Raw genomic sequence first — 12,930 nt, forward strand, 5'->3', positions numbered from 1 at the left:
ATCATAATAAGATATTTGCAATAAAATACAAAATTCACTTATATACAAGGGAGTTTCGAAACATGAATACAGTAACATACAGAAGTCTAGTTAAAGAAGATTATGAACCTGTCAAAGCTTTGATTGGTGAAGCATTTGGCTTCAATGAAATGATTGAGGATAAAAAATTTTTAGATTCCGTATTAAACATCTATTTGCAAAGTTGTATTTTAGGGAGTTCATTTAGCAAAGTAGCAGAAAAAGACAATAAAATTATTGGTGTTATTTTGGGGGATTCAAAAAAAGACAAAAAGCGTTTAAAGAAAGCTCATAATACTTTAAGTTTTGCCTACACCATGCTGAAAGTATTCATGACTAATAAAGAGAATAAAAAATTCATAAAAGAATCCTCAAAGGTTGAAGACACATATAAAGAACTTATAGAAGGAAAGGAAGATGATTTTCAAGGTTGTATACAGTTATTTATTGTATCAGGGGAATCTAGAGGTCTTGGGGTTGGAAAGGCTCTAATGAATCATTTGTCTAATTATATGAAAAGTACGAATGTGAAATTTTTATATCTATATACAGATAATAAATGTAACTATGGATTTTATGATAGTCAAAACTTTGAACGTATAAATGAAAAAGAAATTTATTTTGATTCAATGAAAACAAAACTTAATGTATTTTTATACTGTTATGATTTTTAACTGCTGGTAAAAACCGTATCACTTATTCGGGGTACGGTTCACCATAACTCATTTAAATGAAATTTTCTCTGAAACAAATTGCTTTTTTACAATTCCAGCCTATTTCATTCATTTCCTGTTAGAAATTCGTCTATACCGGCCTACATTAAATTCATATTATATATGACAAACAATATTTGATGATTTAAAAAGGAGGCAGTGAATTGTCTTTTAAAAAATTTGTCGATGCATTACCAATTCCTCCTGTCTTAAAAGCAGAAGGTACCCATGATGGAGTACCATTCTATGAAGTAACAATGAAGCAAGTCAAACAAAAATTACATCGGGATTTGCCGCCAACTACTGTCTGGGGTTACAACGGTATGTACCCGGGGCCTACATTCGAAGCAGAAAGAAATCACCCTATTCTTGTAAAATGGAAAAATAAATTGCCCTTTGAACACCTGCTGCCTATCGACCAAACTGTTCATGGTGCGGAATCATCCATACCTTCTGTTAGGACGGTTGTCCATTTACATGGAGGCCGTGTTCGTCCAGAAAGTGACGGATATCCTGACGCATGGTTCACAAGAGATTTTAAAAATGTTGGGCCGAAATTCGTGACTGAAGTCTACTATTATCCAAACTGTCAACGCCCTACAACACTTTGGTATCATGATCACGCCCTTGGAATTACCCGTTTGAACGTTTATGCAGGTCTTGCGGGCTTCTATCTTCTCAGAGATGAAGAAGAGAAAAAGTTGAATCTTCCGAGTGGAAACTTTGAAATCCCGCTGGTCATCCAAGATCGTTCATTCTATGCTAATGGTGAACTCTTTTATCCATCCCAACCAGGAAATATGCCGCCTCCAGCCCCACAGCCACCTCCACCAATCGATCCTACATTACCAAATCCGTCAGTCGTCCCTGAATTTTTCGGTAACACAATTTTAGTCAATGGAAAAGTATGGCCTTATCTTGAGGTTGAGCCGCGGAAATACCGGTTCCGCATCCTAAATGGCTCCAATTCTCGTTTTTATCGTATGAAGCTGAGCTCTGGGCAAAATTTTGTCCAAATTGGTACGGATGGAGGACTTTTGGAAAAACCAGTCCTAGTATCCGAAATCATCCTTGCACCTGCGGAACGCGCCGATGTCATTGTCGATTTTTCAAACCATAATGGTCAACGTATTATTTTAACAAATAACGCACCAACCCCGTTCTCTGACGGCGAAAGTCCTTCTGAAGATCTGAGACAGATTATGCAATTTCGCGTCAAACAAACATGCTGCAAACCTGACAAAAGTAAAATTCCAGAGAAGTTGAGTTGCTTGGAACAGCTGAATCCCCAGGATGCTGTAATCACACGAAAAAACACTTTACTTGAAGCTACCGATAATTTTGGACGCCCTATGCCATTATTAAATAACATGGAGTGGAATCAGCCTATTACAGAAACCCCGTATAATGGAACTATAGAGATTTGGGAGCTGTACAATACGACACCAGACACTCACCCGATTCACTTGCACCTTGTCAATTTTCAAATTTTGAATCGTGCTGTATTTACTGGCGATCCAAATGGTTCTAACCTCAAAGTCGGACCGCCCATACCACCTGATCCGAACGAGAAAGGATGGAAAGATACTGTTCGTGCTAATCCTAGAGAAGTTACTCGAATCATTGCACGTTTTGGGCCATTTACAGGAACCTATCCGTGGCACTGTCACATTCTTGAACACGAAGATTATGACATGATGAGACCATACCAAGTGTTAGCTAATCCTAGCTTTAACCCATGCGAATGAGATCCAGAACAATGCAGCGATAACTCCTTTTCTCAATGTTTTGACTGCTATAAACAACGGAAAAATAAAAAAGAAGAGAAATAATGATTCCATGATTTCTCTTCTCCTTTTCATTCATTTGATATCTTTATCATAAAACTATTCAAAGTTCCTTATGCATCTTGAAATATAGAGCTTGTTCAAAAAGCGCATCTTTTGAACAAGCTCCATAAAATTAAGCAAATACTCGCTTAACCTCTTTTGCAATTTCATTTATTAAATCTTCCGCTTGCGGATACAAACCAATTTTATCCATAAATGCATGATCTGTACCGTTGTACTGAATAAGCTTCGTAGGTACGCCGCTTCGTGCAAGTTTTGCCGCGTAAGCTTCGCACTCTACTTTTAAATAATCAAATTCAGCAGTTGCAATTAGCGTCTGCGGCATATTACTTAATTGATCTGAAAGCAGCGGAGAAACATGAGGATCGGTGATTTCCGCTTTACTTTGCAAGTAAAGCCTGAAAAATAATTCACCGCTTTCAGCCAACCCTTTAATCATTGGAATGATGAGCTCAGAATAGTTACGAATCTCATATTGGTCGAGGCTCCAGTTGAAATCTTCAGTTTGGACGCCGGCCATATTCACTGTTGGGTAAATAAGCGCTTGTAGCTTAATCATCTCTGTTCCCTTTTCAATATCCATGAGCGCGCACACCGTAGCTAAATTCCCACCCGCACTGTCTCCAGATACGGCAATTTGCTGTGGATTCACACGAATTTCTTCAGCGTGCTCATACACCCATGTTACGGATTCGAAACAATCTGTCAGTCCTGCTGGATATGGATGTTCAGGCGCCAAACGGTAATCAACGGAAATCACAACGGCGCCTGCTTTTTCTGCCAATGCTTTACACGGATTTTCCACGACATCCACACTGCCGCCTATGAAACCTCCGCCGTGAAAGAAGACAACCGCAGGCAGAATCCCTTCGTTAGAAGGCGTATAGATACGCAGTGGAATCGGTCCATTCGTTCCATCAATTGTTTTATAAGTGGTTTCGACTTTCCCCTTCGTAACGTCGTCATTGTTCCATCCCATCATAGCCCGCATTCCCTGAACAAAACCGAGAGTATCTGACGGATCAAATGACTGGTTTTCCGTCGCAGCCATTTTTTCTGCCGCTTGTAAAGTCACTTGGAGAACACGAGGATCTAATTCACCAATCGCATTAGAATCAGGAATTGGTTTAACGATAAAATCGAAGCCTCTTTTTTGGACAGCTTGCACGTCCTTGCTCAGTTTAGAAACTAGATTAACGTAAGAAGTTGTATTACTCATCATTACCGTCTCCTTTTTTGATCATTTTTTTTTCGGAAAATTGGGTTACTGGTTTCTCCCGTACTTCGCTATACGAGAATTTTCAATTACACCGTTCCAATTGAGTCCAAAGGCGAAGTCATATACATGGCCCTCAGAATCGACATGGCATTTCATGTCATGTGCGACATCTTCTAGCTGCTGCTCAACTGTTCTCATATTCGCCGGCATTTGCATCGGCAATAGGCCTGATGGCTCGTAAGCTCCCGACAGAACGTCCATAATTGCCTGATCTTGAACGCCAAAGTTCGATACGATCGCATCAACTTCCGCTTCGAACTCTGCGACAATCATTGGATTCGACAGTAAAATCGATACGACGACCGGCTTTCCTTTCATCATTTCTTTCGTTTCAAGCACCATGTCCAAGTCGTGTGAATTGTGCGTTGTAACTGTTTTACCTTTATAGGAACGGTTTAGCAGATCAGTTTGCCTAGGGTCGCCAGCAATACTCCGTTCGCGGGCATGCTCAGCTGTATACGGCTTGTATTGAAGGCTAATTGGTACATAACCATTTCCTCCATTATCAGCATCCTCTTGACTGTACCCCACGCCTGACTTCGGACTTTGGATGAACACAAGTCCGAAATCCGCTTCGTCCGGATTATTAGTAATATCGAAATATTGGGCCACAACGTCAAGATTGACTGGATGCTCCAGTTTCTCCGGTGTTGGCATTCCAAACCAGCTCTTCCCAGCGGGCAAATACCTTTTCGGAATGTATACTTTGCTTTTTGGCTGAATCGGCAACGTCTGCCCCTTATTCTTCAGAAGGACGATTGACTTCAACTGCGCTTCATAACCTGTTTTCACGAAATCTGGATTGCAGACAATTTTCTCACTTTCCTCAGACTTGAGATAAGGATTTTCAAAGAGACCAAGTCGGAACATATTTAGAAGCAGACGGACCGCTGATTGTTCGAACCGTTTTTTCATATAAGCCTCTCCATGTTCAGATACCCCTAATTGGTAAGCCTCTAAAACAGGGCCAACTTCGTTATTGCCTCCAAACTGGTCCACGCCAGCCATCAACAGCTTATAGTGACGCTCCGCAACACTCAGATGCTCAACGCCCCATGACTTGCCCGTCATAAGTGTATCTTTGCCGCCACACTCATCAGCAGTAATCATCCAATCTGTGCAAACAACGCCGTCATAGCCATATTGCCCCCGCAGTAAGTCGGTAATTAAATAGGAATTATAAGAGTTGCCGACGTTCTCTCCGTTTACTTGATCTTGATCAAACGAAATCGTGTAATATGGCATCACTGCAGAAGCCTTACTCGTCTTACCCTCCAGTTGAAAAGCTCCGTCAATGAACGGCTTCAAATGCTCTTTAAAATTGTTTCCTGGATAAACGGCATACTTTCCACAGGCAAAATGCGCGTCTCTGCCACCCTCACCGCTTCCTCCTCCAGGCCAATGCTTCACCATAGCATTCACACTATCCAATCCCCAACCACCTTCTAGTTCCTGCTCGCCTTCTGATGTTTGGAAACCGTCCACATAAGCGCGCGCCATATCCGTAGACAAACGTGAATCCTCACCGAACGTGCCGCTGAAGCGGAACCAGCGCGGGTCAGTTGCGATATCGATTTGCGGTGACAGTGCTGTTGTCATGCCAAGTGCCCTGTACTCCTTAGAGGCAACTTCTCCAAATTGACGTGTCACTTCAGGGTCAAATGTCGCTGCAAGACCAAGCGTTTCAGGCCAGAATGATACGCGTGAAGCCGTTCCTGCGCCGACGTTAAATTCGGAGCTGGCATCAGAACCGTGACGCGGATCCGAGCTATTGTTCGCTGGAATGCCCAAACTTGTCCCTTCCGCAACAACCTGCAGCTTGTTGTTCCAGCGCGCGGCTGTTTCCGGATTTTCAACTGTTGTCATGAGAACATGACGGAGATGGTCTTCAGTCAAAAATGCGATTTGCTCATCGGTCAAATCCCACGGCTGAGCGCCGCTCTCTTCATAAGACTTTCCGCCGTAAGTCCCGGCAAACCAACTATCACTCGTGGCTGGAATTGCTTGATGCCCACTGTATAACATCAATCCTGCAATTTCCTCGATAGACATCCGCGTGGCAAGATCTTTTGCCCGTTCTTCAGCTGGTAATCTCCAGTCCTCATACGGCTTCAATACTCCGTCCTTACTTAAGTTTTTAAAAAACGAGCCGTTCTGCTCAATGATGCGAACCTTGGATAAAATGGAATAGCCAAGTGTAGGTCCGCCTTCGTTACAGACGTATGCAATCAACGGCTGACCTGCGTTATTTTCTTTGGCTGACATAGAAGAACCCTCCGTTTCTTTAAATAAAATCGCTGTATAGCGAACATATAAGTCATACTTTTTCAGAAAGCGTTTACAATTTAATTATTAAAAAAACCGCTCGTCCTCAAAGAGACAGCGGTTTATCGACTTTTATTGCCTTATTTAATCTTTTTATGTAAACAACTTGAATCATTGAATCAAAAGGGATTAAAATTTAACACAATTCGTCACCATGCAGGAATGAACTCAATCAACTCGACTCCGTGCGGCTCCAAAATGGAAATACAAGTGTGACTGTTCTCCACTTCAACATACCGACTCGTCATACGCGGCTGAGCGCCGGCCTTCAAATATTCCACATCCTCTAGGCAGAGTGATTGCGGCGCCCCCATCTCTACCCAGCGGTCATAGCTGCTTCCATATTTTCGGCCGAGCGTGCGGGTAACGATCCGATACTTTCCGCTCGGTAAACCCGTAAGCTCTAGCTCTAACTTTACAGTCTTCACGTCCTTGAAACCGTTATACCGGTTAACCGCATCAATAAAGGAAATATCACCAAGTGCGTACAAATCATCAAAATGACAATAATTAAAGGTAAGCACTTGATAGCCGCCTCGGCCAGAAGTAACGATGTAACGATCACCACGCTCAATCAGGTGATCACCTAACTTTGCTAATAATTCATAGGCAATCATACCAGCCTTAGGGATACCATGCTGAGCAATCAGTCCAAGTCCCCCGTGAAACAAATCCGGTGAAGCAGCCGTTTCTTCAATGTTGTCGCTTAGCACCCAGTAACCAAAGCCTTCGATACTGTCCAAATTATCAATAATATTTTTGACGATATAAGCAGCCTTGTACAGCGTATCATTCGTTAGTTCGCGATGATACGAAGTCGAATTCCACTCTGTCAAATACAAATCGGCCCCGGGCATCTCATGTTTCTCAAGTAACCTTTTCTCATGTGCAAGTCGCTCCTTTAGAAAATCTGGATTCGGAGATACACCGCCAAACTCTTCAATCAGTTTCCGAAACGACTCCAATTCGTTAAACACGTCACATTGTTCTAGATTATTCAGCCTTTCATGCGGGTAAAAATGAAGCGGAACGAAATCGGGCAAACACTGTCGCTCACGGCAAAATGCAAAAAACGCATCGTAAAACTTTCTTCCATCAATCGTAATGATTCGGCCAGGCGCTCCAATTTGAAGACGAGGCGATATACGTTTCACAGTTTCATAGGTGCGAGCATACAACTCCATATATTCCTCCATCGTTCTCGGCCAAAATGCCTTCAACTCCGGTTCGTTCCAAAATTCGAATTTCCAGGACTCTACCTCTTCCTTGCCGTAGCGATTCATACAATGGCGTAAAAAGCGATCAACAAGCTCACACCATTTATCGATAGACCTCAGCGGACTAATATAACTCTTTACATAAAAAATGCTTTTCTCCTTGTCCGCTGCCAAAGCAGATGGCATAAAGCCAAGCTCGATAAACGGCTTAATTCTAACTGAAAGGAGAAAATCAAATAGCTCATCGACCAATCTAAAATTGTATACAGGCTTGCCTGTCTCGTCCTCAGTGTATACCATCATAGAGTCGTCAAATATGCCATGAAACCGCAAATAGCGAAAAGGGCAGCGCTCCTGAACTCGTTTCAATTGCCACTGCACGTCCGCATGCAATCCTTCTTTTGCTTTTCCAATCGCGATCAAATTTTTCCATGTATGCCTTATTGGACTGCTGTGAGCGGATAGGCTAACCTGATATGCCTTCGTTTCGAGCCCTATAATCTCTTCTACCTGCTGCGAAGGACTTCTCTGTAAATATTGGCTAATAATTCCGAGTGCGCTCGATTGATTAAACGTCAAATAATTGGAAGATTCCCGTTCCTTCTTCTTACCAAGATCTGGGCGGAAATGCTTCCGGTATTCACTTGGCGTTACGTTATACCTTGCTTTAAAGGCAGTGTAGAATGACTTAGCGTTCGGAAATCCGTGCTTAAAAGCAATATCAGCAATAGGTATTTCCCCATTGTGAAGCAGTTCCTCCACCGTATATTTCAAACGAATGCTCGTTAAATAAGATTGAAAATTAAGACCGATGTTATCACTGAAAAACTTAGACAAATACGGAATAGACAAAAATTCACGCTCAGCAATTGCCTGCAGTGTAATCGGCTCCTTATAATGATCTTCTATATAAGTAATAATACGAAGCATCCGCTCCATATACTTCTCATTCATAATGCCCGCAGATGCTGAAACCTTAAATTGCTTCAAAAGAATAGAGAGCACTTCCAACATTCGAATTTGCATATCGATCTCATAGGCGTCACCTTTCTGATACATTAGCTGCACCATCTCAGCCAATAAACGTCGCACCAGGTCTAAAGCATGACGCCGCTCCTTATCTCCTGAATAACAATCAAAGCTAATCTCATCTGCCCGTGCTATTTTTTCCTTCAAATAACTGAAAGGAATAAGAAACGTCGCAATAATATTCCGATCAAGGCCAATCACCTCATGCACATGACATTGGTTGATAAGTAGCACGTCTCCCTCAGAAAGCGTCCGTTTCTCATGACTTAGCCTAACCTCCACCGTACCGCGCAGTACAAAAATAATCTCTACGCTGTTATGCCAATGACTCGGTACATAATTGACACTGTTCAATGAAACATCAAAAGGCAGACTATCATTCGTCTCAACCAACTCGTATACAGCATTTCGCATGAAGCTTTCCTCCTTTTAGAACGGTACTCTTACCTGTTTTTTGGAATGGAATTTTCTTTTCCATTAGGCTCTGATTTGTAGTATAATCCCTTAAAATTACAGTAATGATAAATTTATTGGGTATATCCGTTTTTTAGTATTATACCATTGAATTCTAAAGCTTCATCTGTAACGAGCACTTCATTTGAATTCATTTATAATAACTCGAGCGATGTACACTGAAAAATTTAGTATGCCATGTAATCAGACATGTCTTTTTTAAATATGAAACTTGTGCCTTTTAGTAGATGAAGAATCCCTTGAGTTCCATTATTCTTTCCACGGATACCTTTAATTTCACCAAATTCTTTATACTTTCTTCGCCAATCTTTAACTTGTGTAGAACTCCTAATATTCTATCGCTTAGCTATGAGTTGATAATTGCATTCACCATATAAATAGCTTTGAACAGCCGATAGTTGTAATTCGTCTGACTAAGTATTAGGTGTTGAACCTTTTTAACTATGAAAAATCCCCTTAGAGTATGTCTACTCTAAGGGGATGATCCTATCATTTCATGAGATGCTTTTTTTATTTTATATACGCACAGCCGTACCACTCACAGCAACCATTAGCATTCCGTCACGAACAACCTCGTAGTCTACATCAATACCAACAATGGCATTGGCTCCTTTTTGCTTCGCAAGTTGTTTCATTTCCTCCATTGCAATATCACGAGCTTCTTTTAATTTACTTTCATATGCACCAGCACGGCCACCTACAACATCACGCACAGAAGCGAATAAATCACGAACAATATTTGCACCCATAATTGCTTCACCATTTACAATATCCACATACTCAATAATTTCTTTTCCTTGAATTCCAGAAGTTGTTGTTACGATCATGATTGACACTCTCCTATAATTTATAAAATTTATTAGCGTTTCTTATATCTTTATTATTACATTAAAAAAATAAATGAACTATCTAATAATCTTACAGAAAGGTGACATCTTTGTAAGGTTTATAAATAAAAAGAACAGAATTACTTTATGGACTCTGTTCTAATCGTTTCGTTTATTTTTCCCTATCAAATGCTCGCTCTATTTTTTCTAATCTCAATTGTATATAAACTATAAAGGAGCACCCCTAGCCCTAGAATTTTTTCATTCTTAGACGCATTGGAACCTAATGTAATAGTAGGCACATTTAGTCCCATAAACCTTTCACTCCATTCTATAGGCATATACCCTTGCTTACCGATTGCTAATGTACGTCCATCTGTTGTACGAAGAGTACTTTGAATAAAATCAAACTCTACTTCTACATCGGACAATTTTGTTACTTTATCAGTCATTAAAGAACCACGTATCGCCGCAAATCCTTGTATCATCTTCTCTTTAAACATACCAATTTGGTTATAATTCGAATCATAGATTACCCAATCATACCCGTCAGCTTCAGTATGAAAATATGCCAGAATTTCCCCGCTACTCGCTTCTAATCCATAAACATCTCTATTACTTAAAAAAGGTATCACTGAAAAAAGAATGTTAGATGAAATGATCTTTGTTCCAGCAACATATCCCCCATCAGGATGATATAAACCAAATTGTTTATTCTGTTTAGGCAATTCTAATACGACAAACGTATCGACATCCCAAAACGTTACATTACTTTTCACCGCATTCTTTTGTATCAAATTCCCTTTTCGTAACTGCCAAAATCCAATTCCGAAAAAAACAGAAGAAACGATTACAATAAAAATAACTTGTCCCCAATTCACCATTCCCCAAGTTCCATATACACACCATAGTGCAAATAGAAAAATACCGGTTCCAATAAAAAGTTTAAACTTTCCTTTTCGCTTATAATAATCAAATAATTCCATATCTACGTCTCTACCCCTTATTTGTATTTCCCAACTATTAATGTATCAAAAACAAATTAGATCCTCTAGAAAAAAATGGCTCCGATCTAATATCGAAACCATCTTTTAAGTATATAATTTTAAGGCTCTTTCTATAAAACTGCCACTCGCTTTCCCTCCAGCATCAAGTACAATGACCCTCTTTAATCCCGATAAATGGTTTGAACCGCTTGATTTCGAAGGTCATAACAGAAGTCCTTCCCATCATCCTCTTCTTCATGTAACGCAAGCCACTGAAATTCGTAATCTTGATTAATGAAGATGTGGTCCGCAATATCGTTCATCTTCATTTTGAGTGACAAATACACCTAGTGCAAATTATAATGAATTTTTGAAAGCGTATTAATTCACGCGAAAAAGTAAGCTACAATAGAAAAAGAAAATAAACTACTATAAAACGAGAAGAAATAGAATTTATCGTCATGAATTTGAAAAAACTATAGGGGTATAAGAAAATGAACAATAAACTTCATGAACTCAATAAACCAAAAAAACCACTATTCGTCATTGTGTATGACCAATTGTATAAATTAATCACGGATGGAACATTTCCTCTAGGCAGCCAACTTCCAACAGAACCCGAATTGGCCAAAATATTTGGTGTGAGCAGAATGACATTAAGACATGCTTTGGCACTTTTACAAGAAGATGGATTGGTTAAAAATATCCATGGAAAAGGAAATTTCATTACAAGATTTCATCATAATGAAAGTAGCGATGGCTTAGAGAAGCTGGGGAATCCCTTATATAAATGCTATACGGAAAAAATAGATGATATCGAACTTAATTTCCGAATTGACCTAGTAACGGACTATGCAATGCAAGTATTAAATCAACAAATGACTGCAGTGGTTGCGTTGGAACGCTGGTATAAAAATCACGATAAGATAGTAGCTTTTGCTTTTACTATGATGCCAATAGAAGCCGTTTCCAAATTGAACCTTGACTTACATAACGAGAAGCAAGTATTGGAAATGTTGGAGGAGAAAGTATATGAACTGGCTAACTCCTCTACCATTGAAATTAAACGTTCTAATTCCGCCAATACTCCGTCATTAAAATACCAAATTTTCCATGGGGAGGAATTTGATTTAATTTTAGAAAGTGTATATATCAGCGACAAATACCCTGTGGTTTATAATAAATACTATATACCAATAGAATTTAGTCAAATTAGGATTAAAGCATCTAAATAATCGAATGAACAATCCATTATCTCTTAGAAATTTCCATTCGTGGAGAGCTATTGGCTTCTTTTAATTTCTCCAAATGCGGTATGAAACAACGTGTATTTGTCGGAATTTAGTGAAGAGAGTATCCTACAATACACTGATTTTCTGTTCCTACTTGCACATTATATCCAGCTTTCAGTTGACCGTTTTTCATGGGGTCTTCTTTCATTCTCATAAGCGTGGCATCTGGATCTGTCTTCGAGAAGCTATTACGATCACCGAAAGTCTCTTGATGTGACTCATATTTTTGTAGTCGTGATAAATAGTCTTCTTTCAGTTTCTTATGTATTTTTCGTTTCTCTTGATACACTTTCTTTTTCTCTTTTTTTACTCCCTTATCTTGTTCCTGTTCTACTTCCGTTTTCGCTTGTTCACCATGTCATGGATCACTCTTACCACATAATCTTCTGGGATTAAATCGCTATAGTCCATTGGTAGAATTAACCGACCCATGTTATTAATGAATGAAAGTAGCTGAATGGTTACTCATAAAGTGAAACTTTAATCAGTGGGGGCTTTCTTCATCCCCCACTGATTATTAGTTGAACCAATCGGGCTTTTACGGGCAGTTGATCTCCCACCTAACTGCTTTGCTTTCACCGAATTTTGAGGTGGGAGTATTACTGCCCGTTAATGCGGGATAAAAAAATCGCCTCCTATTTCTTGTTTGTGTGGTTACTTACAATTATAATGGGGGGCGATTTTTTTGTAACAAAAAAGACAAATTCCAAAAGAAAGATGGGTTGTGAGCAAAGGAAAGGTATGATATCCTTTTCATTGTTCAGATGCATACAAGTTTTTAGACAACTATACAATATTGTATATCCCAAAGAGTCATCATGAAAGCGCAATCAAAAGGTAAGATGTTTTTGGTTGTTCATGAAAATGCTTCCTTGTAAGCATCATAAGAAGGAAAGGCATGATATCCTTTTCAATATTCA

8 protein-coding genes and 2 pseudogenes are annotated in these 12,930 nt (G+C 39.7%); 3 read left to right on the forward strand and 7 right to left on the reverse strand.

Annotated features, from left to right (window positions below):
* Positions 1-62 precede the first annotated feature (62 nt).
* Together JDS96_RS20295 and JDS96_RS20300 are read left to right on the forward strand one after the other, a co-directional pair.
* Positions 63-692 (forward strand): GNAT family N-acetyltransferase, encoded by a 630-nt coding sequence (locus JDS96_RS20295; protein ID WP_199667838.1) that lies wholly within the window; start codon positions 63-65, stop codon positions 690-692.
* 203 nt (positions 693-895) lie between these two features.
* Positions 896-2,476 (forward strand): annotated as a pseudogene (locus JDS96_RS20300) (multicopper oxidase family protein); the annotation flags it as partial.
* Positions 2,477-2,693: 217 nt separating this feature from the next.
* Here the strand turns inward: JDS96_RS20300 and JDS96_RS20305 are convergent.
* The 6 genes from JDS96_RS20305 to JDS96_RS20330 form a co-directional block, all read right to left on the reverse strand.
* A complete protein-coding gene (locus JDS96_RS20305; protein ID WP_199667840.1) occupies positions 2,694-3,800 on the reverse strand; it encodes an alpha/beta hydrolase in 1,107 nt (368 codons plus the stop codon).
* Between the two features lie 45 nt (positions 3,801-3,845).
* Entirely contained in the window at positions 3,846-6,125 is a 2,280-nt protein-coding gene (locus JDS96_RS20310) for a glycoside hydrolase family 3 protein (RefSeq protein WP_199667841.1), read from the reverse strand.
* Between the two features lie 209 nt (positions 6,126-6,334).
* The gene (locus JDS96_RS20315; RefSeq protein ID WP_199667842.1) at positions 6,335-8,845 is read right to left on the reverse strand and encodes a GH39 family glycosyl hydrolase; all 2,511 of its coding nucleotides are present in this window, start codon (positions 8,843-8,845) and stop codon (positions 6,335-6,337) included.
* A gap of 575 nt (positions 8,846-9,420) precedes the next feature.
* Positions 9,421-9,732, reverse strand: coding sequence for a heavy metal-binding domain-containing protein (locus JDS96_RS20320; protein ID WP_006093801.1), 312 nt, complete (start codon positions 9,730-9,732; stop codon positions 9,421-9,423).
* Positions 9,733-9,917: 185 nt separating this feature from the next.
* On the reverse strand, positions 9,918-10,718 hold the full coding sequence (locus JDS96_RS20325; protein WP_199667843.1) for an ABC transporter ATP-binding protein: 801 nt from the start codon (positions 10,716-10,718) through the stop codon (positions 9,918-9,920).
* Positions 10,719-10,900: 182 nt separating this feature from the next.
* Positions 10,901-11,047: a hypothetical protein gene (locus JDS96_RS20330; RefSeq protein WP_018782901.1), complete on the reverse strand. Its 147-nt coding sequence runs from the start codon at positions 11,045-11,047 to the stop codon at positions 10,901-10,903.
* A 165-nt stretch (positions 11,048-11,212) separates the two neighbouring features.
* Here JDS96_RS20330 and JDS96_RS20335 point away from each other — a divergent pair, with 165 nt between their 5' ends.
* Positions 11,213-11,953, forward strand: coding sequence for a GntR family transcriptional regulator (locus JDS96_RS20335; RefSeq protein ID WP_199667844.1), 741 nt, complete (start codon positions 11,213-11,215; stop codon positions 11,951-11,953).
* 109 nt (positions 11,954-12,062) lie between these two features.
* Here the strand turns inward: JDS96_RS20335 and JDS96_RS20340 are convergent.
* Positions 12,063-12,275: pseudogene (locus tag JDS96_RS20340) on the reverse strand (IS5/IS1182 family transposase); the annotation flags it as partial.
* Positions 12,276-12,930: the final 655 nt, after the last annotated feature.

This window comes from Bacillus cereus group sp. N21, from assembly GCF_016483395.1.
Lineage (GTDB): Bacteria > Bacillota > Bacilli > Bacillales > Bacillaceae_G > Bacillus_A > Bacillus_A pseudomycoides.